At 47.2% G+C, this 24,355-nt stretch carries 28 protein-coding genes; 26 read left to right on the top strand and 2 right to left on the bottom strand.

Annotated features, from left to right (window positions below; translation table 11 throughout):
- Positions 1 to 23 precede the first annotated feature (23 nt).
- The 7 genes from trpD to MKX46_RS04460 are packed head-to-tail and all read left to right on the top strand — an operon-like array spanning position 24 to position 6,795.
- Positions 24 to 1,070, top strand: a complete 1,047-nt coding sequence (gene trpD, locus MKX46_RS04490; RefSeq protein WP_069012428.1) for an anthranilate phosphoribosyltransferase — start codon at positions 24 to 26, stop codon at positions 1,068 to 1,070.
- On the top strand, positions 1,060 to 1,854 hold the full coding sequence (trpC, locus tag MKX46_RS04485) for an indole-3-glycerol phosphate synthase TrpC (protein WP_340932489.1): 795 nt from the start codon (positions 1,060 to 1,062) through the stop codon (positions 1,852 to 1,854). The genes trpD and trpC overlap by 11 nt, the downstream gene beginning before the upstream one ends.
- Positions 1,851 to 2,522 (top strand): phosphoribosylanthranilate isomerase, encoded by a 672-nt coding sequence (locus MKX46_RS04480; protein WP_069012430.1) that lies wholly within the window; start codon positions 1,851 to 1,853, stop codon positions 2,520 to 2,522. Before trpC ends, MKX46_RS04480 begins: the two co-directional genes overlap by 4 nt.
- A complete protein-coding gene (gene trpB, locus MKX46_RS04475; protein WP_039271089.1) occupies positions 2,519 to 3,715 on the top strand; it encodes a tryptophan synthase subunit beta in 1,197 nt (398 codons plus the stop codon). Before MKX46_RS04480 ends, trpB begins: the two co-directional genes overlap by 4 nt.
- Positions 3,712 to 4,518 carry a tryptophan synthase subunit alpha gene (gene trpA, locus MKX46_RS04470; RefSeq protein WP_340932488.1) on the top strand — a complete coding sequence of 269 codons (807 nt, stop codon included), beginning with the start codon at positions 3,712 to 3,714 and terminating at the stop codon, positions 4,516 to 4,518. The genes trpB and trpA overlap by 4 nt, the downstream gene beginning before the upstream one ends.
- Positions 4,519 to 4,576: 58 nt before the next feature.
- Positions 4,577 to 5,680, top strand: a complete 1,104-nt coding sequence (gene hisC / locus MKX46_RS04465; protein ID WP_069012432.1) for a histidinol-phosphate transaminase — start codon at positions 4,577 to 4,579, stop codon at positions 5,678 to 5,680.
- 26 nt (positions 5,681 to 5,706) lie between these two features.
- Positions 5,707 to 6,795: a prephenate dehydrogenase gene (locus MKX46_RS04460; protein WP_069012433.1), complete on the top strand. Its 1,089-nt coding sequence runs from the start codon at positions 5,707 to 5,709 to the stop codon at positions 6,793 to 6,795.
- Between the two features lie 288 nt (positions 6,796 to 7,083).
- On the opposite strand, the gene MKX46_RS04455 is transcribed toward MKX46_RS04460, so the two are convergent.
- On the bottom strand, positions 7,084 to 7,698 hold the full coding sequence (locus MKX46_RS04455) for a class I SAM-dependent methyltransferase (protein WP_340932485.1): 615 nt from the start codon (positions 7,696 to 7,698) through the stop codon (positions 7,084 to 7,086).
- A 682-nt stretch (positions 7,699 to 8,380) separates the two neighbouring features.
- On the opposite strand from MKX46_RS04455, the gene MKX46_RS04450 reads away from it, so the two are divergent.
- From MKX46_RS04450 to MKX46_RS04415, 8 genes are all read left to right on the top strand, one after another.
- The gene (locus tag MKX46_RS04450) at positions 8,381 to 8,977 is read left to right on the top strand and encodes an RNA polymerase sigma factor (protein WP_013310707.1); all 597 of its coding nucleotides are present in this window, start codon (positions 8,381 to 8,383) and stop codon (positions 8,975 to 8,977) included.
- Entirely contained in the window at positions 8,974 to 9,600 is a 627-nt protein-coding gene (locus MKX46_RS04445) for a hypothetical protein (protein ID WP_029517350.1), read from the top strand. The genes MKX46_RS04450 and MKX46_RS04445 overlap by 4 nt, the downstream gene beginning before the upstream one ends.
- Before the next feature lie 70 nt (positions 9,601 to 9,670).
- Positions 9,671 to 10,273 (top strand): histidine phosphatase family protein, encoded by a 603-nt coding sequence (locus tag MKX46_RS04440; RefSeq protein ID WP_029517351.1) that lies wholly within the window; start codon positions 9,671 to 9,673, stop codon positions 10,271 to 10,273.
- Positions 10,274 to 10,439: 166 nt separating this feature from the next.
- The gene (locus MKX46_RS04435) at positions 10,440 to 11,549 is read left to right on the top strand and encodes a hypothetical protein (RefSeq protein WP_069012435.1); all 1,110 of its coding nucleotides are present in this window, start codon (positions 10,440 to 10,442) and stop codon (positions 11,547 to 11,549) included.
- Between the two features lie 52 nt (positions 11,550 to 11,601).
- The gene (locus tag MKX46_RS04430; RefSeq protein WP_069012436.1) at positions 11,602 to 12,108 is read left to right on the top strand and encodes a gamma carbonic anhydrase family protein; all 507 of its coding nucleotides are present in this window, start codon (positions 11,602 to 11,604) and stop codon (positions 12,106 to 12,108) included.
- Positions 12,109 to 12,130: 22 nt separating this feature from the next.
- The gene (locus MKX46_RS04425; RefSeq protein ID WP_013371655.1) at positions 12,131 to 12,310 is read left to right on the top strand and encodes an IDEAL domain-containing protein; all 180 of its coding nucleotides are present in this window, start codon (positions 12,131 to 12,133) and stop codon (positions 12,308 to 12,310) included.
- 172 nt (positions 12,311 to 12,482) lie between these two features.
- The gene (locus MKX46_RS04420) at positions 12,483 to 13,127 is read left to right on the top strand and encodes a DUF1405 domain-containing protein (RefSeq protein ID WP_029517354.1); all 645 of its coding nucleotides are present in this window, start codon (positions 12,483 to 12,485) and stop codon (positions 13,125 to 13,127) included.
- A 132-nt stretch (positions 13,128 to 13,259) separates the two neighbouring features.
- Entirely contained in the window at positions 13,260 to 14,105 is an 846-nt protein-coding gene (locus tag MKX46_RS04415) for a sporulation protein YpjB (protein ID WP_340932484.1), read from the top strand.
- Between the two features lie 76 nt (positions 14,106 to 14,181).
- Here MKX46_RS04415 and MKX46_RS04410 read toward each other — a convergent pair whose 3' ends face one another.
- Entirely contained in the window at positions 14,182 to 15,051 is an 870-nt protein-coding gene (locus MKX46_RS04410) for a YitT family protein (RefSeq protein ID WP_029517356.1), read from the bottom strand.
- Between the two features lie 213 nt (positions 15,052 to 15,264).
- Here MKX46_RS04410 and MKX46_RS04405 point away from each other — a divergent pair, with 213 nt between their 5' ends.
- From MKX46_RS04405 to panD, 11 genes are all read left to right on the top strand, one after another.
- Positions 15,265 to 15,594, top strand: coding sequence for a nucleotide pyrophosphohydrolase (locus MKX46_RS04405; RefSeq protein ID WP_029517357.1), 330 nt, complete (start codon positions 15,265 to 15,267; stop codon positions 15,592 to 15,594).
- 50 nt (positions 15,595 to 15,644) lie between these two features.
- A complete protein-coding gene (locus tag MKX46_RS04400; protein WP_029517358.1) occupies positions 15,645 to 16,163 on the top strand; it encodes a tetratricopeptide repeat protein in 519 nt (172 codons plus the stop codon).
- A gap of 31 nt (positions 16,164 to 16,194) precedes the next feature.
- Complete coding sequence (dapB, locus tag MKX46_RS04395) at positions 16,195 to 16,998, top strand: 4-hydroxy-tetrahydrodipicolinate reductase (protein ID WP_039271105.1); 804 nt, start codon at positions 16,195 to 16,197, stop codon at positions 16,996 to 16,998.
- Positions 16,999 to 17,054: 56 nt separating this feature from the next.
- The gene (mgsA, locus tag MKX46_RS04390; protein WP_029517360.1) at positions 17,055 to 17,489 is read left to right on the top strand and encodes a methylglyoxal synthase; all 435 of its coding nucleotides are present in this window, start codon (positions 17,055 to 17,057) and stop codon (positions 17,487 to 17,489) included.
- Positions 17,489 to 18,181 (top strand): bacillithiol biosynthesis deacetylase BshB1, encoded by a 693-nt coding sequence (bshB1, locus tag MKX46_RS04385; RefSeq protein ID WP_341039512.1) that lies wholly within the window; start codon positions 17,489 to 17,491, stop codon positions 18,179 to 18,181. Before mgsA ends, bshB1 begins: the two co-directional genes overlap by 1 nt.
- A gap of 84 nt (positions 18,182 to 18,265) precedes the next feature.
- The gene (gene bshA, locus MKX46_RS04380; protein ID WP_029517362.1) at positions 18,266 to 19,429 is read left to right on the top strand and encodes an N-acetyl-alpha-D-glucosaminyl L-malate synthase BshA; all 1,164 of its coding nucleotides are present in this window, start codon (positions 18,266 to 18,268) and stop codon (positions 19,427 to 19,429) included.
- A gap of 55 nt (positions 19,430 to 19,484) precedes the next feature.
- Entirely contained in the window at positions 19,485 to 20,807 is a 1,323-nt protein-coding gene (locus MKX46_RS04375) for a CCA tRNA nucleotidyltransferase (RefSeq protein WP_318627169.1), read from the top strand.
- Positions 20,800 to 21,774, top strand: coding sequence for a biotin--[acetyl-CoA-carboxylase] ligase (locus MKX46_RS04370; protein WP_029517364.1), 975 nt, complete (start codon positions 20,800 to 20,802; stop codon positions 21,772 to 21,774). The genes MKX46_RS04375 and MKX46_RS04370 overlap by 8 nt, the downstream gene beginning before the upstream one ends.
- 346 nt (positions 21,775 to 22,120) lie before the next feature.
- Positions 22,121 to 23,029 (top strand): 3-methyl-2-oxobutanoate hydroxymethyltransferase, encoded by a 909-nt coding sequence (gene panB / locus MKX46_RS04365; protein WP_039271112.1) that lies wholly within the window; start codon positions 22,121 to 22,123, stop codon positions 23,027 to 23,029.
- The gene (gene panC, locus MKX46_RS04360; RefSeq protein WP_069011505.1) at positions 23,026 to 23,964 is read left to right on the top strand and encodes a pantoate--beta-alanine ligase; all 939 of its coding nucleotides are present in this window, start codon (positions 23,026 to 23,028) and stop codon (positions 23,962 to 23,964) included. Before panB ends, panC begins: the two co-directional genes overlap by 4 nt.
- Entirely contained in the window at positions 23,957 to 24,340 is a 384-nt protein-coding gene (gene panD, locus MKX46_RS04355) for an aspartate 1-decarboxylase (protein WP_013371641.1), read from the top strand. Before panC ends, panD begins: the two co-directional genes overlap by 8 nt.
- The last annotated feature ends 15 nt before the right edge of the window (positions 24,341 to 24,355 follow it).

Below are 24,355 nucleotides of genomic sequence, written 5' to 3'. Positions count from 1 at the left end.
CTGATTTTGAGGAGGAGACGACAATGGAACGACATGACATGATGCAAGTGGGGTTAAGCCGGATCATGGAGGGACAGCATCTTTCGCGTACGGAGGCCCGTAGCGTAATGGAACAGATTATGAGTGGAAGTGCTACACAGGCGCAAATTGGCGGGCTACTGACGGCTCTTCGCCTCAAAGGGGAAACGGTAGATGAAATCACTGGTTTTGCCGAGGCTATGCGTAGCTACGCTAGTCCAGTGCAAGCTGAAGAAGGCAGCGGTCGTCTGCTGGACACATGTGGAACCGGAGGTTCGGGTATTCACAAGTTTAATATTTCCACGGTATCTGCGATCATCGCAGCTTCGATGTCTGTACGGGTAGCAAAGCATGGCAATCGTTCTGCAAGTGGCCGTGCCGGGAGCGCTGATGTCCTGGAGGCATTGGGAGTCAATATTCATTTGACGAGTGATCAGGCTAGGTCATGTCTGGACCGAATCGGCATCTGCTTTTTATTCGCACAGCTGTATCATCCGTCTATGAAGCATGCCGCCGCGCCGCGCCGCGAACTGGGTGTGCGGACGGTATTCAATATGCTGGGTCCATTGACGAATCCGGCTGGTGCGGATCGGCAGTTGTTGGGCATTTATGACGCCAGCAAAACGGAAGTCATTGCCGAGGTATTGAACCAGCTCGGCTCCAAACGGGCCATGGTTGTCAGTAGTCTGGATGGACTAGATGAAATTAGCATTTCAGCTGCGACACGAGTATCCGAGCTAAGGGACGGCAAGGTTCACACGTTCGAGCTTCATCCGTCGGATTTGGGCTTGCAGACGCATTCTCTTGATCAGGTGCTGGGCGGTGACGCACAGGTTAACGCAGATATCATACGACGAATTTTAAACGGAGAGCATGGAGCTTATCGGGATGTTGTGTTAGCGAATGCAGGAGCGTGCATTTATGTATCAGGCACAGCAGCTACCTTGACGGACGGAGTAGCACGAGCGGCCGAAGCCATTGACTCTGGACGGGCACTTTCCAAGCTGGACCAATTAATACAGGCAACGGGGGAATATCAATATGTATCTTGATAAAATTGTGGTGACGAAGCAACAAGAAGTGGAGCAGCTTAAGGAGCATTTTCAAATAAGTAAAGCTGAACGATTAATTGCTGATTTACCTGCGACGAGAGGATTCGAAAATGCGATCGCGAGCGGGCGCAACCGTCCGCTCGGACTGATTGCTGAGGTGAAGAAGGCTTCCCCATCCAAAGGGCTGATTCGACCGGATTTCCATCCGGTGGACATTGCACGTGCATATGAGGGAGCAGGAGCGGATTGCATTTCTGTACTGACAGATGTGACGTATTTTCAGGGAAGTCCTGAATATTTACAGCAGATTCGCGATCAGGTGAAGATTCCACTGTTGCGAAAGGATTTTATCATTGATGAACGGCAAATATATGAAGCTCGTTTGCTGGGAGCGGATGCGGTGCTGTTGATTGCCGCTATACTGGAACCGCGTGTATTAGGGTCCTTTTTACAAATCGCCAAGGACCTTGGGCTGGACGCATTGGTAGAGGTGCATGACAGTGAGGAGCTTAAAGCGGTGCTGGAGCTGGGGACAGCAACCTTGATTGGCGTAAATAATCGAAATCTGCGAACATTCGAGACTCGTCTCCAGACGACGGAGGAGCTGATCTCACTAATTCCTAAAGGGATTACGTTCATCAGTGAGAGCGGAATTGCTGGACCGGAAGATGTAAAGTATCTGCATTCGGTGGGTGCACACGGCATCCTGGTAGGGGAGCATCTGATGCGCAAGGAAGATGTGGGACAGGCTGTAACCGAATTGATGGATGGGATTAAAGTATGAACAAAACGGGCGTAAAAATTTGTGGACTTCAAAGCGTTGAAGTGCTAAAATCTATGGTAAACTTACCGGTCGATTATATAGGTTTTGTGTTTGCCGACAGCAAGCGCCGGATTGACGGCGTACAGGCTGGAGAGCTGCTTCGCGTATTGGATGAATGGACCTCAGGCAGCAGACCGCGCAGCGTGGGCGTATTTGTGAACCCTGGTGATGCACTGTTAAATGATGTGATGGAGAAAGCACCCTTGGATGTCATACAGCTGCATGGACAGGAGAGTCCAGAGCGCTGTCGGGAAATCAGGGAGTATTTTGGTATACAGGTATTCAAGGCATGGTCTGTGGACAGTCAAGGACAGAGAGAACGCTCGGCGGACGAATTGGATGCCTATGTCGGAACAATTGATGCTTTACTGCTCGATACATACGATCCCCTGTATGGTGGCGGTTCTGGAAAAACGTTTGCGTGGGATCGAATTCCTGCCTATCAGGCTTGGACCCATCAACATGGAATTCCTTTGTTTGTAGCCGGTGGGCTGACTGCCGATAATGCGGAAAAGCTGGTTCATGAGTATCATCCCGATGGGCTGGATGTATCCAGCGGTGTAGAGACGAACGGAGTCAAGGACATAGCAAAAATCACAGCATTCGTGGAAAGGGTGAAGCAGGCATGACACAATTACCTGATAACAACGGACGTTTTGGAACATTTGGAGGACGTTTTGTACCGGAAACGTTGATGAACGCACTGATTGAATTGGAGGAATCCTACCGTAAGTACGCGGATGATCCCGAGTTTAAAGCAGAGTTGAACGGGCTCCTAAAGGACTATTCTGGTCGGGAAACGCCGCTTTATCATGCGGAGCGTCTGAGCCAGCATTTGGGCGGGGCTAAAATTTACCTGAAGCGCGAAGATTTAAATCATACCGGTGCCCACAAAATCAATAATGCGTTAGCTCAGGGATTGCTGGCGAAGCGTATGGGTAAACAGAAGGTCATTGCTGAAACAGGCGCAGGACAGCATGGTGTCGCGACAGCGACTGTGGCTGCGTTGCTCGGATTGGAATGCAAGGTGTTTATGGGTGAAGAGGATACTGTGCGCCAGCAGCTGAACGTCTTTCGGATGCAGCTTTTGGGTGCAGAGGTCATTCCGGTGACATCGGGTACACGTACACTTAAGGATGCCGGAAATGAAGCTTTGCGTTACTGGGTCAGCCATGTCCATGATACGTTCTATATTTTGGGTTCAGCTGTCGGCCCGCATCCGTATCCAATGATGGTGCGGGACTTCCAACGTGTGATTGGTGATGAAACGCGTCGCCAGATCCTAGAGAAGGAAGGCAGATTGCCGGATGTCATCGTGGCAGCGATCGGTGGCGGAAGCAATGCCATCGGCATGTTTTATCCTTTTATTGAGGATCAGGGTGTCGCTTTGATTGGCGTGGAGGCCGCTGGAAAAGGTGTCGAAACAGAATTCCATGCAGCTACGATGACCAAGGGAACACAAGGGGTCTTCCAAGGCTCTATGAGTTATCTGCTTCAGGATGAGTACGGACAAGTGCAACCTGCGCATTCCATCTCGGCTGGACTGGATTATCCAGGTGTTGGACCGGAGCATTCATACCTGAAAGATATTGAGCGGGCCCAATATGTTCCGATCACGGATCAGGAAGCGCTGGATGCGCTTCAGCTCCTCTGCCGTACCGAAGGAATACTTCCTGCATTAGAGTCGGCACATGCAGTTGCGCAGGTCGTCAAGCTGGCACCTACGTTGACGCCAGATGATATTATCGTTATTTGTTTGTCTGGACGAGGGGATAAAGATGTGGACTCCATTATCAAGTATTTGGGAGGAAATCCGTCATGAATCTAATTGATCAGGCGTTTGATCGCCTTAAAAATGAAGGCAAAACGGCATTAATTCCTTTTCTGACGGTAGGCGACCCGGATGTGGATACGACGATAGAGATCATTCGGCAGTTAGAGTCGGCCGGAGCTGACATATTGGAACTGGGTGTACCCTATTCCGACCCGCTGGCTGATGGTCCTGTAATTCAGCGCGCGTCTGAGCGTGCACTGAAACGGCAAATTTCCATCCGCACGTGCATGGAGACAGCTTCTCTGGCTAGGGCGGCAGGTTCAAACCTGCCTTTTATTCTGTTCACGTATTATAACCCTGTATTACAGATGGGGATGGATGCTTTCTTTGCAGGCTTGCAGGAGCACGGTATCAGCGGTCTTATTATTCCGGACCTTCCGCTTGAGGAAGCGGAGGAGCTGGGAGGACGGGCAGCAGAGGTGGGTGTGCATCTGATTCCTCTGGTGGCTCCAACGTCTGAACAGCGGATCGAGCGAATTGTCCGTCAGGCCCGTGGATTTGTATACTGTGTATCCTCGCTGGGTGTAACTGGGGAAAGAGCTTCCTTTTTTGAAGGTATAGAGGGCTTTATCGCGCAGGTCAAACGGCATACGGATATTCCGGTAGCGGTCGGCTTCGGGATTTCTACTCAAGAACAGGTAGCCCGGTTTTCAAACATTTGTGATGGAGTTGTAGTCGGCAGTGCTATTGTACGTCAGGTAGAGGAGGCCATTCCGCTACTGAATGATTCTGCACGCAGGCAAGAAGGTCTTTTGCAAATTCATAATTTTGTGGCACAATTAAAGCAATAATGGGTGTCAAAATATAAAGTAGTAAATATAGTTCTGATTGGATAGAGGAGGTAGGGGCATGCAACCTAAACCGCATATTGTACATTTGCCAGTATATCAGCCCGGTAAACCGATTGAAGACGTAAAACGTGAGCTGGGACTCGATGAAGTCATCAAGCTCGCCTCGAATGAGAATCCGTATGGTAGCTCTCCTAAAGTATTGCAGGCTATTCAGCAGGAGTTTGCTAACATTAGTGTGTATCCTGATGGAAGTGCGGTAGCTTTGACACAGGCACTAGCTAAACGGACGGGTTTAAAAGAGGAACAGTTTATCTATGGCTGTGGCTCTGACGAAATTATTGCGTTGATTACGCGTGCTTTCCTCCTTCCTGGAGAAGAAAGCATCATGGCCGATCAGACATTTTCCGTGTATAAAAGTAACGTGGAAATTGAAGGAGCGGTTGCAGTTGAGGTGCCTTTGCGTGATGGTGTACATGATTTGGATGCTATGCTGTCCCACATTAATGACCGTACAAAAATTATTTGGATATGTAATCCAAATAACCCGACGGGCACGATTGTACCCGAAGCGGAGCTGATTGCGTTTTTGAACCAAGTACCAAAGCATATCATGGTTGTGCTGGATGAAGCTTACGCCGAGTTTGTGACGGATCGTTCTTATCCCGACGGCATTCGTTTGTTGCCAGTGTATGAAAATCTGGTTGTACTTCGCACCTTCTCCAAAATCTATGGCCTTGCTTCGCTTCGCATTGGTTATGGTATGGGAGCTGAGTCAATTATTCGCTTGATAAATCAGGTTCGTGAACCGTTTAATACTTCACGGGTAGCACAGGCTGCGGCTATTGCTGCTTTGGAAGATCAGGAATTTGTTCAAGAATGCCGGGATCGTAATGCAGAGGGCAGAGCTTATTTGCAAAATGAGCTGAAGCGTCTGGGATTGGAGTCTTTCCCAGCACATGGTAATTTTATTATGCTGGATGTACGTCGTCCATCCGGTGAGGTATTCCAGGAGTTGCTTCGTAAAGGTGTGATTATTCGCGCAGGTCATCACAAATATCCGACATATATTAGAGTGTCCGTTGGATCACAACCGCAAAATGAGTTGTTTATTCGTGCGCTGGAACAGGTCCTGGGGGCGGAAGCGGCGAAAGTACGCCTATAATTTCCGCAGATGGGATTTGATAATTGATGAAGATTGCCATTTTCGGCGTGGGACTGATAGGTGGGTCCCTCGCACTTTGTTTTAAAGGGAAGCCGGATATTTCGGTTGTCGGCCATGCCCATCTCCCTGAACTGATGGAACCGATGTTAAGCCGTGGTGTCGTGGACACCGCGACTCTTTCGGTTGAAGAAGCGGCAGAGGATGCCGATTTTATTTTTTTATGCGTACCTGTGGGCTTATTGGAGTATTATCTCGAACTGTTAAGCAGGCTACCGCTTAAAGCGGGTTGTATTATCACTGATGTAGGCAGCACGAAATCGGCAATTGCCAAAAAAGCATCAGAAATTTCTTTGCGCAATGCTTACTTTATCGGTGGTCATCCGATGGCCGGTTCGGAGCGTTCCGGTGTAAAGGCTGCTTCCGCGTTGCTGTTTGAAAATGCATATTATGTGCTTTCCCCGGCAGAGGGTGTGCCTGAGGAAGCATACTGCTCGCTGGAACGTTTATTAAAATATACTAATGCTCATGTTGTGCGTGTCGAACCAGCTATGCACGATGACATTGTCGGTGCGATTAGCCATCTTCCGCACATTATTGCAGCAGCGCTGGTGAATCAGGTGCGAAAGCACAATGATGAAAATCCGTTGTACCGTACATTGGCTGCCGGTGGGTTCCGTGATATTACACGGATAGCCTCTAGTGATCCGGTTGTGTGGCGGGACATCTTACTGAGCAATCGTGAAGTTTTACTAGGTCTGTTGGAAGAATGGAACGGACAGATTGAGCGTTTTACCCATTTACTGAGAATACAAGACGGTGAGGGAATCGCTGACGAGTTTTTAACAGCTGGGCACTTCCGCAGTGAACTGCCAGAGCGTCGTAAAGGAGTCATCGTCTCTACGTTTGATCTGTATATTGATGTACCGGATACCCCAGGGATTATCGGGCGAATTGCTATGGAACTGGGGAATCACAGCATTAATCTGAGCAATATGCAAATCATTGAAAGCCGGGAGGATGTCCCAGGCATCATGCGGCTTTCCTTCCGTCAAGAGCAGGATTGGGAGCGTGCCAAGACACTGCTGGATTCGATGGGCTATAAAGTGGTGGTATAAAGGGTGAAGAAAGTATGAGTGTTCGTTAAAGGAGGGACTGCGCTCCGCGATTCATTTGATCTTACGATCGCTGTTGTCTGCGGATTTTCTGAATATATGTACAAAGGGGAAAATCCCGCAGGCAAAGGCGAGCGCTCCGCTTCTCCAGATTCAAATGAACCTCTACGCTATGGACCGCCTTAAAAGCACCACACTTTCTGGGAGTGAAGTAGTAAGAAAAGATCTAAAGCGGGTGAAGGTTCTCTTCGCTCGCTTTTTTGTTACTTGAAGAGGTAGTGGAGCTACGCGTTATTTTGTAATTACTATCTTTCTATACATACCGTTGAACATTATAGGTGCATCCTCTTTGATCCGCAGTTTTGTTTTTTGGGTTTCAAACAGTTCTTCAAAATTCAACCCTATATCGGTTCCTAACACCTTAATAACGGGCCTTATCGTTTTTTTGAATAATGAGGGCTTTTTTCCTTTAGGAGAAAACTTATCGAAAATAATAATTTCCCCGTCTTTTTTCAAAACCCGCACCATCTCATCGAAGCATTTATTTGCGTTAGGTACTACTGAGAGAATTAAACTTCCTACTACTATATCAAATTGCTCATCCATAAAATTCATTTGTTGAGCATCCATTTCCAAGAATTTTATGGATTTTTTGGCAAATTTATCTTTTGCTTTGTTAAGCATTTCAGGTGAATAATCTATGGCAGTAATATCCAGCCCGTAGTGATTTATTAATTCTAAATCTGCTCCAGTTCCTACACCTACAAAAAGTATTTTTTGCTCGCTATTAAATGACTTTTCTTGAAATATGATCTTTCTAGAATTGAGGAAGCTACCTGAATTGAAAAAGTTATCATAAATTGGAGACCAAATCTTATATACAGCCTTGTTCCACTTATTATTCATTTCCTGCCCCCTATCTATTGAAAAAATTAATTATATAATAATGTGTTTTAATAGGACAACCAAATAATTGGTGAAATATTGATGTATTTTATCAACCCACATATGGGGTAGGTGAGTAAGGTAAAGAGGAGTATTGGAAAACAAAAAAAAGACCACCCGGGTAAAGCCCCGGGTGGTAGCTACTTTTAGTGAAGTAGCTGAGTAGGATAGGAGTGGAGAGAAACCATACTGTACTTTTATTATATGTATACGTTTTCATTTTGTCAATATTTTTTTAAAGCGTTTTCTTTTTTTGTGTAATTATCCTTATTGGTTTATTTGATGGCACGCTTTCAGTAGGTTTGTCATTTAATCTTGAAAAAATTTAAAATCCATTGAAAAGCTGTATAAATGAATTAGTTGCCAGCGTTAGGGAGGCATTGATGGAAATCGTGGGGATTTTGGACTTTTTTACTGGCGGTCATTTTGTGGTACAATGGGTAAGTCCATTTTGGACGTTGAATATTGTTGGGGATAGCACCGTTAATGTTGGCACTACATAGGGTAAGAAAATAACAAATGTTCCATGATGCTGTTTCATCCATTTGCGCAGAGGGCGCAACTTTTTTTGACCTGTTCGGTATATATAGACAGAATCGAACGGGAAAACAGCACATGTATGGGCGAGGAGGGTCTCACTCGGATGATGACAGATTCCCAGATGATTCAGGAAATCAAACAAGGTAATGTTGAGGTTTATTCAGAATTAATGAGGCGTCACCAACGTAAAATTTTAGCTTTTGTTTATCATATGCTGAAAAGTTCGAACCTGGAAATGATTGCTGAGGACTTATGCTCGGAGACGTTTTACAAAGCGTATCGGAGCCTGCACTCTTTTCGCGAGGTAGACGCATCGTTCTCCACTTGGTTATATACAATTGCACGCAATACGGTGCTAAGTGAGCTTCGCAAGCACCGTAGCGGTCAGGTTCCATTGGAGGAGAGCGGTTATGTACCGGTAGCTCCATCGGATGTAATTCCGGAGCAGGCTGTCCTTCGCGGTGAGAAGGTAGAGATGGTTCGTGAAGCGATCAATAGATTGCCTGAGAAGCAGCGATCTGCGCTGATTTTGCGTGAATATGAGCAATTAGATTATCAGGAGATTGCGACTATTTTAGGACAGACCGTCAGTGCGGTGAAGTCGTTGCTTTTCCGGGCAAGAACCAGTGTGAAGACGCAGTTGGAGCCTTATTTTTTTGAGCCTCTCTATGAGGAAAACGAAGGGATGAGCAGCCAATGAAATCCAGGGACACTGAGGATTTGTTCGCTACAGGCAAAAATGTATCGAAACAAGACTCGGAGCGCAGACGGGCCAAAAGCTCGTCTGCTGGGTGGGAACATGGTTCGGAAGAAAAAGAGTGGGATTTGTCAAAAGAAAATCGATCCGCTATTCGTGATATTTCCTTTGAAATAACAGATGATAAGCTAGAGGCCATGAATCGCAGAGTCATGGATCGAATTTATGAAGAATCACCGTGGCTTGTTCCGGGTGAGCATCGACGTGCGCGTGTGAACCCAGCAGCCCGTAAGTATATGTCTGTATGGATCGCTGGCTTCTTGGCCGTATTTTTATGCAGCTTTTTGTTTTTGAACTGGAATGGAAGCTCCTCTAAGGAAAATCCCCCTCAAGCAGCTCCTGTCATGGATACGGGTATTTTACCGACAGGCCTGTTGGAAACTACAAGTACATCTCCACAATATCAATACCACATTAAAGATGTGAATAGTGGCATTATGGACCCGCTGGTTGCTAGCATTGTTCCTACTTATCCGCAATACTGGATGCTGTTGTCTGTATTGGCACTTGCGCTTGCTTTATTTTCTCTGGGCTGGATCCATCGGACGAGAAGGGTCAGAAGTTAGCAGGACAGCTGGACTCCAATATGAATTCATAACAATGCCTGAATAACAAAACAGCGGAGGAAAAGACACGATGCTTATTGGCTTAATCAGACATGGATTGACGGATTGGAATGCGGTAGGGAAAATCCAGGGCCACAGTGATATTCCGTTAAATGAGGAAGGACGCCAGCAGGCACGCTTGCTTGCAGAACGATTAAAGAGAGAGTCTTATCATTGGGACGGGCTTATTACAAGTAGTCTCTCCAGAGCGAAAGAGACCGGGGAGATTATTGCTTCTGCTCTGCATCTTCCGTTGCTAGAATCTGATGATCGACTAAGAGAACGTGCTTATGGTCAGGTCGAGGGCATGACACAGGCCGAGCGTGAAGAGAAGTGGGGAGTCGACTGGCATCTGCTGGATCTAGGGCAGGAAAGCGATGCGGATCTTCAGCTTCGCGGGCTAGGTTTTATGGAGGCCATTTGGACGGAAAATCGGGACAAGAATCTGCTGGTCGTTTCCCACGGCGGTTTTTTGGCTAATTTGTATAAGGCTCTGTATCAGGAAAAATTCACGGAACGAATCGGCAATTTGTCACTTAGTATACTTCAGCGTGAGGATATGGATTGGGCACCACTTTTGTATAATTGCACGAAGCATTTGCAAGAGAAAAGTGACTGTAACTCAAAAAGTTAGTAAAAGACCACGGCTTCTACTCATCGTAGAAGTCGTGGTCTTTTTTGTTTTTTAATTATACCTTTGCAAAAAAAGAGGTTTAGAGTTTGAACAATCCGTCAAAGCTGTGGGTACAACAGGTAAGAATCAATTCCGGATGACAGTCCAGTGACGAGGCGATGGAACAATGAATCTGGCGGATATGCTGACATTTGCGGATATTGTGCATTTGAACAGAATCGCGGTGTATTACGATTGTGACTGTAAACCTAATTCCAAGCATGAGTTGATCCAGGGGATTTTGACGAAGCTCGGCAGCAGTAGTTTTTTTGAGGCGCAGGTCAAGGAGCTGAGGTTGTCAGAGGTAAGGTTTTTGAACGCACTGCTGTTCGATGACCGACCGTATTTCAGCATGGAGGAATTGATTGCAATAGCCAAACAGTCTGTTGAGGAGGACGAAAATCCTGGTGAGCGGCCAAGAGATATTGTGACCCGTCTGCGTTCTAGTGGCTGGTTGTTCAACGGTTCGACGCACAACACGAGGTATTTGTTCCAAATTCCGTTGGATATGAAGGAGCGTTTTCGACGTGTTATGGTACATGACTTCCAAAGCGGAATGACACGGGTAAGCGAACCGTCATCGTACCGGGATGAAGGGCATCTACTGGCAGAGGATTTACGGCTTTTCCTTCAATACATGGGGCAGCATGAGGTTCCGCTAAATCCCGAGGGGGCTTGGTACCGTCGCAATCAGCAGCAGCTGATGGAGCATTTGCACATTGCGGAGCCGCTTTTGGGTAAGGGAGGATGGCGTTTCGGGTATGGTTCCTCTTTTAAGTTTTATCCAGACCGAATGGCCCTACTGTATGATTATGCCCGTCACTCCAAGTACATCGAGGAGAAAGGGGACCAGGTTGTGCTGACAGCAAAGGGAGAAGCGCATCAGGAGCATACAATTGAGGAAGAAATGATACAGCTATTCAGGTTTTGGTTAAGACTGTATAAAGGAGCCGTTCCTAATTTGCTTTCTCTAGTCTACTGGATTGGAGAATGTGCCAGGCCGTGGACGTCCTCAGAGTCGCTTTTTGTACATATCGGCCCACTGATTCGACCGTTTTACTATGATACGCCCCGTTCGGTCTTTGATCAGAGAATTATACGAATGATGCTTCACTTGGGTATGCTTCGTCAGGGTGAACATCCGACGGGACCCTCTGTACAGATGACAGCCTGGGGGCTGAAGTTGGCGGGAGAGTGCCGCATTGGGCGGAACGACTCGGGTATACGGCTCCATTGACAAGCAACACACATGTTGATAGAATTTCACCCAAAATGAGAGGGTGAAGTTGATGCTGATTCACTATAACGGAAACATGCCACAGCTCCATTCATCTGTCTATGTGGCAGAAGGAGCAAAAATTGTCGGAAAAGTAACGATCGGCCAAGATTCCTCTGTATGGTTTAATGCCGTACTGCGCGGAGATATGGCGCCTATCTTCATCGGTGAACGCTGCAATATTCAGGACGGTGTCGTGGGACATGTGAACACGGATCAGCCCCTGTTGCTGGCGGATGACATTTCGATAGGTCATGCTGCAATAATCCACGGTTGTATGGTAGGCAAAGGCACTTTAATCGGTATGGGGGCCATTGTACTCAACGGAGCGGAGCTTGGTGAATATGCTTTAATAGGAGCAGGGTCGGTCGTTACGGAAAATACCAAAATACCACCCTATACTCTTTCTCTCGGTACACCTGCCAAAGTGGTGCGCGAATTGACAGATGCAGATTTGCAGCGGATGTCACGAACGGCACTCAGCTATGTGGCGAAAGGAAAAGAATATAGGATCTCTTAAACTCATGTTGGAGGTGCATCCTATGGATAAAATGAAGGTTACTTATGAAGTAATGTTGGGCCTGTCTGCTGAAATGGTTTTGGACGAGGCATTACGTAAACACCGGAGTGAAAAACTCTACAAGGATATTGATGAGGCGCTGGCCTCCGGAGATGAAGTAGCTTTTCGTCATCTTACGGATGAGCTGAAAGCAATGAGTTAGAATAATCTTAGGAACCCTAAGTTGGATTTCAGACCAATTGTTAGTTCGAGATTATAATCATCAAACCTGACTGTAGCGGCGGTCAGGTTTTTTTGATACGCTTGGATATGATATAGTCTTTGTAGGATGGGCCTGTACAAGGCAACCGTCGTATGAACGGAGGATGAAGGGCGTGTCGTTATCTTATTTGTGGAGCCGGTCGTTCTTGACGAGCCGGCCTTTTTTGTGGCTGCTGTTCTGGTGTAATCTGGTAGGAACAGTGTATGGGTACATATGGTATGGGGGGCAGTTGGAATATACTCTAAATTATCATCCGATGTGGCAGATTGTATTTGTGCCTGATAGTCCGACGGCGAGTCTGTTTTTTACGATCTCTATAGCATTTTTGCTCTATTCTCCGCGTCTCAAGAGCTTGAAGGTCATTCGACAGATCATGGAGGCGTTGGCTGTTGTCACGAGTGTAAAATATGGCATATGGGCTTCAGCTATTATTTTTTGGGGAGTTGCGCAGGGCGGACATATGATATGGCAGGATTGGATGCTGGTGGCATCTCACACGGCAATGGCGGTCGAAGCGTTACTGTTCGTGCGTTTTTTCACCTGCAAATGGGCTGCTTTATGCCTAGCCGCACTCTGGACATTGTTAAATGATACGATGGATTATACATTTGGTATATATCCGTATCTTCCAAAGACGCTAATGGATAATGTACCGCAAGTGCGTGCGTTTACCTATATGCTAACCCTTGTCAGTATCGTAGCAGCATGGCTTGCCATGTTTGCGCGCAATCGAATGAGAGTAGAAGTGAAGAAATAGAAAGGAATCCGTGATGATCATAAAATAAGAAAGAGCTTTAATCATTTAGCTACACAAAGTTTTGGTTTTGATTTTGAAGAAAGTTCTAGTCCCGGTAACCTTGCCATACAGTAAGGTGAGGAGGGATGTCCCATGATTAGGGGTCAGACGTTTCAAATTACGATACGTATTGTTTCGAGTGTTGTATTATCTATGGTCCTGCTGCTGTCCGTCTGCGTCCCTCCAGGTGTGGCAGAAGCGCATGATCAATCAAAACCCATAGGAAATACAAAAGAAATTGAGGAACTGGATCATGCAGCTGCGATACTGTACCGGGATGTGATGGACGGGAACATTGAAAAAGCGCGCGCGGATGTAGCCGAGGTGAGTCGATGGTTTGGCACCGGACAGGTGCAGGCAGCGTTATCTGTAGAGGCCATTCATGCTTTGTCCGGCAGCATCCTTGAGGTGCAGCAAGCTACACAGTCCGTCCAAGTATCACCAGATGAGTGGGTGAAGGCTGCGGCCAATTTACGACTTGCGACAGATGCGCTTGCACATCCGCGTCAGCCCTTATGGCAGCAGTATTATAAGATTTTAAAAGAAGATGTTAGCGGCTTGAACAGCCAGTTTGCTAAAGGTAACATGAAGGGTTTCAAAGCTGGAGCCGCGGTGCTGGAGGACCATTATGAGACGATCCGTACAGCAGCATTGATTCATGGCAGAACAAGTGAGGTTGTCCGGGCTGATTCATGGATTTCCTACGTCAAAGGATTGGGGGATCAGCAACATGCAGATGCCTCAGCCATTAGAGGGGCGTTGGATCAGGGAAATCCGACGTTTAATGCCTTGTTTGGACGTGAAAAAGACGCCACTGCACTGGCGCCATTTATCCCACGTGAAAGTGAGCGCCGGGCAGAATTGGCAATCGGCATGATTGTTCTGCTGGCGCTGGTCTATGCAGGTTATCGTAAATATCGAGCTGGTTTCTCTGGATAACGATGCAAATTCGAACATTCGCGTCGTTGGCTGCTGAGCCATCCATATAGATTAGCCCATCGCCCGGATTTCCGGGCTATTCCTCTTTGAACCCCTCTCCATGTACATCATGCACATCCTGTATGATAATAAACGCCCGTGGATCAACCGATTTAACAATTTGGTGCAAACGTCGTATTTCCTGACGAGGCACGACACAATAGGCAACATGCTTGGCCTGCTTGGAAAATGCACCTACAGCCGGAATAATAGTAACTCCGCGATCCATGTCTCTAATAATAATATCCGCAATGTCCATCGTGTGGTCGCTGATAATCATAAAGGCTCTGGCGGAATAGGCGCCTTCTTGTATAAAATCAATAATCTTGGACGCGATGAACACGGCGACTAATGTATATAGAATTTTTTCTTTTGGTATGTAAAGTAGTGAAGCACCGATAATGACGATATCAATGACCAGCATAATCCTTCCCATACTCCAGCCAAACTTCCGGTTTAGAATACGAGCGATTATATCCGAGCCGCCCGTGGTGCCGCCAAAGCGGAACACAATACCTAATCCGGCCCCAAGCGTAACCCCCGCATATAATGAAGAAAGTATAAAATCGTGTTCAGTTTGAAATGTTCCCATCCATCCGAGATGAATCATTTTTTCATACAACCACAGAAAAAAAGTGAGCGACCCAATACCTACCCCTGTATATAGAATTTGCTTGCCCCCAAGCATTTTCCATCCAATTAAAAATAAAGGAATGTTCAGAAGCAATGTGGAGAGAGAGGGTGAAATCGAAAAAGCATAATTGAGCAGCAGGGTGATCCCAGTAATACCACCTTCCATCAGTTTACTGGGTATAATAAAATAAAGCAGACCGAATGCATAGATGGCGGTCCCGAGCACAATGGGTAAAATCATTTTAAGCTGTTCCATGGACTTGGATATCTTCATATAATCCCTCGCAGTAGCAGTTTAAGGAAGAACGACTTCATGCTGATTTTGCTAATCGCAGCTCCTTATATGTAGTATACCTTTTTACGGTAGCTTTAAAAGACTGATGACAGTAAGTTGGGGTCGTAAGTTCACAATTAAAAAAAATTTGTTTTAAAATGTGCTTTACGATAACATATGAATAAACCTGCACATGGGGGGATTGCGTGTTTCATGGAAAAATCATTAGATGAAATTCAACGTGAGGTAGACCAGTATATATCTCAATTTAAGGAAGGGTATTTTAGCCCTTTAGCGATGTTGGCCCGGATGTCTGAGGAAGTCGGGGAACTGGCGAGGGAAGTCAATCACTCCTTTGGCGAGAAACCGAAAAAAACGGATGAGGCGGACAATTCCATTGAGCTGGAGCTGGGGGACATTTTGTTCATCACCATCTGCTTTGCGAACTCGCTAGGTATAAATTTGACCGAGGCACATGATAAGGTTATGCATAAATTTAACACACGTGATGCGAATCGTTGGACCAAAAAGGACACCGATTAGGCGCTTTGTACATATGCTGTACCAAACCGGTTACCCGGAGGTGCAGTGTCATGAAGGCGGAGGAATACGTTCAGAAAGCTTATCAGTGCATTTTGCAGAACGATTTTGAGCAGGCCGTGGAATGGTTTGAAAAAGCAATTTCAGCTCAGCCTGATCATGCGGAGCATTATTTCCGGTGCTCGGTTACCTATGCTCGTAGTGGTCGTTTGGAGCAGGCTCTCGCATATGCAGAGCATGCGGTTCGTCTCGCTCCACAGCAGGATGAATATGTTCTCCATCTACATGCGCAGGAAGCCAGGCAGCATACGGAGAAGGCCAGAAAAATGCTGGATGTCGACAGAGCTACGCCGCAGGTGCGTCAGGATGCGATCTTGTTACTGGAACGAGCAATAGCCCTCGATCCGTTATGTGGGGATGCTTTTTTGCTGCTCGCATTGATTTATGACGAAATGAATGAGTATAAGCTGGCTGTGCAGGCTGCTCGTGAGGCGGCTGCACTGTTTCCTCACAATGTGCAGCTTGCCAACCTCATGAAGAAGTTATGCCAGCAGATGAATGAACAGATCTAGCACAAATGGATGCATAAGGAGTTGTAGGGAAATGTCAGAACCAATAAAAGTGGCTGTTGTAGGAGCAGCAGGGCGTATGGGCCGTGAAGTTGTCAAATTGGTTCTTCAAGATGAGGAACTACAGCTTGTGGCCGCAGTGAACAGAACACATGCCGGCAGTGATGCCGGCCTTCTCGTCGGACTACCGGAAGCGGGTATCGCTATTGTGGAGGATGTGGAGCAGGCATTACTGGATAGCCGAGCGGATGTCATGGTCGATTTTACGGGGCCGCGTTTTGCATATGCACATACAGCGCTTGCTATCAAGCATGGAGTTCGTCCGGTTATCGGAACAACAGGGTTTACTCCCGAACAGATTGATGAACTGGACAAGCAGTGTCGTGAGCAGCAAATTGGTGGTCTAATCGCGCCAAACTTTTCAATTGGCGTCATTTTGATGATGCGGTTTGCGGCTCAGGCAGCGAAATATTTCCCACATCTGGAAATTATAGAATATCATGGTGACCAAAAATTGGACGCGCCATCGGGCACAGCCATTAAGACCGCAGAGCTGATCGCCGAACAGCGTGAAGAGCTGCGACAGGGTAACCCGGAAGAGGAAGAAACGTTAGAAGGATCACGGGGAGGTTATTATCAAGGGTTTCGTGTCCACAGTGTCCGTCTTCCCGGTGTGTTCGCACAGCAAGAAGTGATATTCGGAGGGTTTGGACAATCTCTGAAGATTCGTCAGGATTCTTATGAACGGGCGGGCTATATGCCGGGTGTTAAAATCGGTATTCAGAAGGTCATGGAGCAGCCAGGGCTTGTATATGGATTTGAGCATTACATCGATTAAGAATACGCGAATGATTGGACGAATGAAATTATAGAATGAGGCAGGAGGAACTTCGAATGTTAAAGATTGCATTTATAGCGCATGACCGAAAAAAGGATGAAATGGTAAATTTCATAACGGCCTATGAGCATGTTTTTACAGATCACAAGTTATTTTCAACAGGTACAACAGGTCTGCGTATTATGGAGCAAACCAAGCTTGAAATTCACCGTTTCATGTCCGGGCCGCTTGGAGGAGATCAGCAAATCGGGGCTATGGTTGCGCAAAATGACATGGACTTGATTATATTCTTGCGTGATCCGCTCATGGCACAACCGCATGAGCCGGACATTAGTGCCTTGTTACGTTTGTGTGACGTGCAGGGGATTCCTTTGGCGACAAACGTTGCAACTGCTGAAATACTGGTGAAAGCGCTAGACCGAGGCGATTTTGCTTGGCGTGAGCTGGTACATAAATATAAACCGGGCATTGACCAGCAGGGTGATATATAATGACGCTGGACATCCTGATTTTCGGAGCTCATGCCGACGATGCAGAAATAGGAATGGGAGGCACGATTGCCAAGCATACAGCCGTTGGTTTAAAGGTGGGCGTGTGCGATTTGACGCGGGCTGAAATGTCATCCAATGGTGATGTGGATACTCGTATGTCAGAAGCTGAACATGCTTCGAAAGTGCTCGGGCTTGCTGTGCGGACGAATTTGGGTCTGCCTGATCGTGGATTATATGTAACTCCTGAACATGTAGCTGCAGTTACAGCAGAAATCAGGCGCCATGCACCGAAAGTCGTATTCGCTCCTTATTGGGAGGATCGGCATCCAGACCATGTCATGTGTAGCAAGTTGGTGGAGGAAGCGGTATTTAACGCGAAGTTGCGACGTTTTATGCCAGAAAATCCTGCGGTACAGGTAGAGCAATTATATTTTTATTTTATCAATGATATTGGCAGAACGGATTTGATTGTGGATATCACCGAGCATTATGAAGTTAAGGAACAGTCGTTATTGAGTTATGCTTCGCAATTTCAGGCAGCGCCTGGAAAGGATACAGTGTCCACACCATTAAATCAGGGATATGTGGAACGCGTAAAAGCTCGCGACTCGTTGTTGGGTCAGCGCAAACTGATTACGTATGCAGAAGGGTTTGCGTCCAAAACGCCATATCTGGTTAAGCTATTCACATAAGAATTCTATACTTGAGCATTTTGCAGAGTGTTAAAATAAATCGGCAGAAAAGTTATCACTGGTGAGCGGAAGGAGGCAGCTAGCTTGAATGACAAACTGAAAATTGGGATTACCTGTTATCCGTCGCTGGGTGGTTCCGGCGTAGTGGCTACTGAGCTGGGCAAGTTGCTGGCAGAAAAAGGGCACGAGGTTCATTTTATTGCCAATAGCATTCCGTTCAGATTAGGCGGGACGTTTCAGAAAAATATTTTTTATCATGAGGTTGAAATTAACGATTATTACGTGTTTAGATATCCGCCCTATGATTTGTCACTGGCGACCAAAATGGCCCAAGTCGCACAAATGAAGAATTTGGATGTACTCCATGTTCATTATGCGGTACCACATGCAGTATGCGCTTACTTGGCGAAGGAAATGGTGGGTGATCATCTGAAGGTGGTAACCACCCTACACGGTACGGACATTACAGTCTTGGCACAGGATGAGTCGTTGAAGGACCTGATTCGGCTGGCTATTAACAAAAGTGACGCTGTGACGGCGGTTTCCAAAGATTTGATTCGGGAGACGATAGATGCGCTGGAAATTACACGGCCTATTGATTTAACCTATAATTTTGTAGATAAACGGGTGTATTATCCACGAGATGCCGCTGCGCTTAGAAGAGACTTTGCCCAACCGCATGAAAAAATAATGATGCATATTTCCAATTTCCGTCCTGTCAAAAGGGTGGGCGATGTGTTGGATATATTTGAAAGAGTGCAACGAAAAGTGCCTGCGAAGCTGCTGCTGGTGGGGGAAGGACCGGATCTACCAAAAATCCGTTGCAAAATTGAGGATTTAGGACTTCAAGACAAGGTCTTCTTTTTAGGTAAGCAGGATCAGATCGCAGAAGTGATTTCTATGGCGGATGTGCTGCTGCTTCCCTCGGAAAAAGAAAGTTTTGGTTTGGTTGCGCTGGAAGCAATGGCCTGTGGAGTGCCGACAATCGGTTCTCAGGCCGGAGGAGTTCCTGAACTCGTTGTGCATGGAAGTACGGGGTATCTTGCTGAAATTGGTAATACTGAGGCGATGGCTGATTATGCAGTTGAGCTGTTGTCCGATGAAGCGATGGCGGAACGTTTCCGTGAAGCGTGTCTGACCCGCGCCCGTACCGTTTTTTGTGATGAGCTGATTACCCGTCAATATGAAGAAATCTATTACCGTGTGTTGGGACGCGAGGTGCCGGATCTTAAACCGATCAGCGTTTAAGGGGGCGGACTCGCGTCCGTTTTTTATATTGAATACTTGCAAAGGGGGAAACCCTATGAATACAAATACTTGGCAATGCGCTGACCAAGAGATGGCACTTCATGGCAGAGAGGTCATACATACACTAACAGCAGCAGGCCACGAAGCTTACTGGGTTGGCGGCTGTGTGCGGGATGAGATATTAGGACGAGCTATTCATGATATGGATCTGACCACTTCGGCTGAGCCTGAACAGGTCTTAGCGCTATTCCCTCATGTTATTCCGACAGGAATCCAGCATGGGACGGTAACGGTTATGCAGGGTGGCCATGCGTTCGAGGTGACCACTTTTCGTACAGAAAGCGGTTATGCCGATCACCGCCGTCCAACGGAAGTTGCCTTCGTGAAGGATATCCGTGAGGATCTGATGCGACGGGATTTTACTATGAATGCGATTGCGATGGCAGAACACGGAGAGCGGGTGGACCCGTTTGGGGGAGAAGCCGATTTGCGAGCTGCTCTCGTTCGTTGTGTGGGACGAGCTGAGGAACGCTTTGAGGAGGACGGGCTGCGAATGCTGCGTTGCATCCGTTTTGCCTCTGTATTTCGGTTCCGGGTGGCCTACAATACCTGGAAAGGTATGATCCGTCGCAGAGAGGGACTTCGATATATAGCCATGGAACGGGTACGAGTCGAGTTAGAAAAGATGCTAGCGGGGCCTGACCCATTACGTGGATTGGAGATGCTGGGACGTAGCGGATTGCTTGGCTGTACGAAGGTTCCGGTTCCCTGGGAACAATGTGACGCACAGGCGCTCAAGGAGATCGTGCAGCTGCCAGCAGAGCTACGGTGGGGTTTGCTCCTTATGTCTTGTAGACTTAGCTCCGAGGCAGCGGACGAGCTATTAAGAGCTTGGACCTTCTCCAACGCCGTACGTTTGCGTTTGGTTCATTTATTGGAATGGGAGACCGAGCTCATCAGCCATGCTGTTGCCATAGCTGACAACTCTGTTTCGAGAGATTCTGACCCTATCAACGACGAGGTACTGCGTCGTAACTGGATTCGATTGTTAATTAAGCTGGGAAAGGATACAGCTTCAGACTGGCTGGAGCTTCACAAGACACTGCCTTCTTCGTTCCGTGGATTACCGCCGTGGGTAGAAAAGCATGTGAAGAAGATTGCCGAACTGGCAAACTCGTGGACACAGCAGGCTGTCGTCGTTCGTATCAAAGATTTAAATATTACTGGAAATGAACTGGTTCAGGCAATGAATCGACCAGGTGGACCTTGGCTGGGGCAGATGATGGAACGGCTTTTACAAGCGGTCGCTTGCGGAGATATCCCGAATGAAACAGAAACATTGCTTCAGGAAGTGAAACGGGTGATGAGTAGTGAATAATCATGATAGACTGTTAGGCATACTGGAGGAAGGTTCATCCGATTACGTATCTGGTGAGGAGATTAGCCGACGCCTCTCCGTTAGTCGCACAGCAATATGGAAGCAAATCAACAAACTGCGTGAGCTGGGTTATAATATCGATGCCTCTTCGCGCCGGGGCTATCGGTTGATATCTCGGCCTGACCGATTGGAAGTATCCAAACTGGCAGATCTATTAACTACACAATCGTTTGGCCAGCGTATCATAGTGCTGGATTCGACGGTATCCACTCAGCAGGATGCTATGCGTTTAGCAGAAGAGGATGCGCCGGAGGGAACGGTAGTGCTGGCAGAAGAACAGACGGCGGGTCGGGGACGTCAGGGACGTAAATGGTATTCCCCTCGCGGCAAAGGGATATGGATGAGCATTGTATTGCGCCCCACCCAGCCCTTAGCTTTTACCCCCCAGCTAACGCTACTTACAGGTGTAGCAGTGTGTAGAGCCATTCGTCGGCTGACGGGTGTGGAGGCAGGAATCAAATGGCCAAACGATCTGTTGATTCATGGTCGCAAAGTATCCGGTATTCTGTTGGAATCTGCAACAGAGGATCAACGGGTCCGCTACTGTATTGCAGGGGTCGGCATTGACGTAAATTTAAATAAAGAAGATTACCCGGAAGAGCTATCCCATGTAGGGACATCCTTGAAAATAGAAGCAGGGCTTGAAATTGACCGTACTGCACTGATTGCTGCAGTTCTGGAAGAAATGGAGCTGCTAAGTAAGTTGTATGCCGAGCAGGGGTTCCAGCCCATAGCCATGCTGTGGGAGGCGTTATCCGTGACGATGAACCGCAGCGTTCGGGCACATACGGGACAAGGGATAGCGGTAGAAGGTACAGCGGTGGGCTTGGACCCTTCAGGGGCACTAGTGATAGAAACGAACCAGGGTGAGCGGATTCAGGTTATTTCAGGGGATATACAATTGTAGAAGCGACCCTAGCTGAGTATACGACCACAATCTTTCTGTTTCCTGTGTGAAACTTCACGTGAAAAAGCTGATGTTTTTTGTTATACTGTGCAGGAGGCGGCATCGGACGGTCCGAGCTGCACTCCAAGGGCACATTGCTCTACTTTAGCAAGTTTGTAAGACCATCATAACTTCATTTGAAGGTTACGTTGGATTCTGCTCTGAGCCGAACAGGACCGAGACAGAAGGGACGATCTCAAAATGAGTGTCTTTTTTGGCTGTTCGGACCTTTTGATGACGCAGATGTACAGGCGTTCATAAAAGGTTATTTTTTGTGCCAAAAAAAGATGGAAGGGAGCCATTCGCGATGGCAGGAAAACAAGCGCTGAATATTGTAAAAATGAAAAAAATGAAGCAGGAGGGCATTCCGCTCAGTATGCTGACCGCCTATGATTATCCATCGGCTAAGATAGCCGAGGAGGCGGGAATTGACATCATTCTCGTGGGGGACTCGCTGGGTAACGTAGTTCTTGGTTACGATTCGACCATCCCTGTGACCTTGGATGATATGGTGTACCATTCCCGGACAGTTGCAAGAGGCGCTGAGAATACATTTATCGTAGCGGACATGCCTTTTATGACATATCACGGCAGCATATCCGAAAGTCTTCAAGGCATCCGCCGTCTGATGCAAGAAGGACATGCGCATGCTGTTAAATTGGAGGGCGGAGCTGAAATTACCGATGTCGTAAAAGCGACTGTTCAGGCAGGTGTACCTGTGCTGGGACATATCGGGCTTACTCCGCAATCAGTTAATCAAATTGGTGGCTATCGCATTCAAGGTAAGGACGAAGCAGACGCACGCCGGTTGATGGCAGATGCCAAGGCATTAGAGCAGGCGGGTGCCTTTGGTATTGTCTTGGAATTGGTGACTGAGGAAGTGGCAACGGCGATTTCTAAAGAACTTTCCATTCCAACCATTGGAATCGGTGCAGGACGTGGATGTGACGGTCAAGTACTTGTTTATCACGATCTGATTCAGTACGCATCTCCTTATTTCAGCAAACGCTTTGTTAAAACCTATGCCGATGTAGGCGGCTTGATCCGCAGCAGCATTGAGCAGTATGTGAGTGATGTGAAAGGGCGGGCATTCCCGGCCGCAGAGCATGTATTCAGCGCGGATGACCGTGTTGTGGAGTCCCTGGAGTCCTTGTACGGACAGGCAAAAGGACAAGCGCAGAAACAAGCTAAGGAAAAGGTGGAATCTCAGTCATGATCATCGTAAGAGAAGTGGCTCAACTACGCAAGGTTATTGCCGAACGTCGGCAACTTGGAGCCAATGGAGCAAAAACGGTACACGATTCTGCCTCTTTACTGCAACATAAAGTCGGCTTTGTACCAACGATGGGATACCTGCATGAAGGACATGCGAGCTTGATGCACAAGGCGCGTGAAATGGCAGATACGGTGGTGCTTAGCATTTTCGTAAATCCGATCCAATTTGGACCGAATGAAGATCTGGAAAGCTATCCCCGCGATGAAGCTCGTGATTTGGAGGTAGCACGGCGTGAGGGCGTGGATATTGTATTTTTGCCAACTGTAGCAGAAATGTATCCACAACCAACCCAAACCAAAATTCGTGTATCCGCTTTGACAGATCGCTTGTGCGGTGCTTCCCGTCCCGGCCATTTTGATGGTGTGACTACGGTGGTAGCCAAGCTTTTTAACATGATAGGTCCTGATTTGGCCTTTTTTGGGATGAAGGACGCACAGCAGGTTGCTGTGCTCCAGCAGATGGTGACTGATCTCAATATGAACGTGACTATCGTACCTTGTCCCATCGTCAGAGAGGCGGATGGTTTGGCCCTCAGCTCCCGTAACGTGTATTTAAGTGCAGAACAGCGCGAGCAGGCATTGGTGCTGTCCCAGTCACTGCGTAAGGTGCAAGAAGTGAGCGAAGATATTGTAACAAACACAATTACGATTCGTCAGTTACATCAAATGGTGGAGTCCACCATTACTTCCTCTCCTTTAGCAGACATTGATTACATTGAAATTTTAACTTTTCCTGGTCTGGAGCCCCTTCTTCCCGAGCAGCGGCTATGTGATGTTCAGGAAGACATCATCGTAGCGCTAGCTGTGAAATTTGGCAGTACCCGACTGATTGACAATATAAGAATACAGAAGGCGGAGGTGCTTTCCCATGTTTAGAACTATGATGAAATCCAAAATTCACCGCGCTACGGTTACGGAAGCTAACCTGAACTATGTGGGGAGTATCACTATAGATGAAGATCTCATGGAGACATCGGATCTGTTGGAGAATGAAAAGGTTCAAATTGTAAACAATAACAATGGAGCTCGACTGGAAACCTATGTTATCCCCGGACCGCGTGGGAGCGGCGTGATCTGTCTCAACGGTGCGGCAGCTCGTTTGGTGCAGCCTGGTGATACAGTCATTATTATTTCCTATGCTTCCATGTCAAATGAAGAGGCCAAAACATACAAACCAACAGTGGTATTTGTTGATGAACATAATAAACCAGCCCAAACGATGAACAAAGAAGTACATGCGACGATCATGTAATGAATGGGAGTGCGG

The organism is Paenibacillus sp. FSL P4-0113 (assembly GCF_038009305.1).
Classification (GTDB): domain Bacteria; phylum Bacillota; class Bacilli; order Paenibacillales; family Paenibacillaceae; genus Paenibacillus; species Paenibacillus polymyxa_D.
Note: the sequence above shows the minus strand (reverse complement) of the source record. Positions and strands in the feature narration are given on the sequence as shown.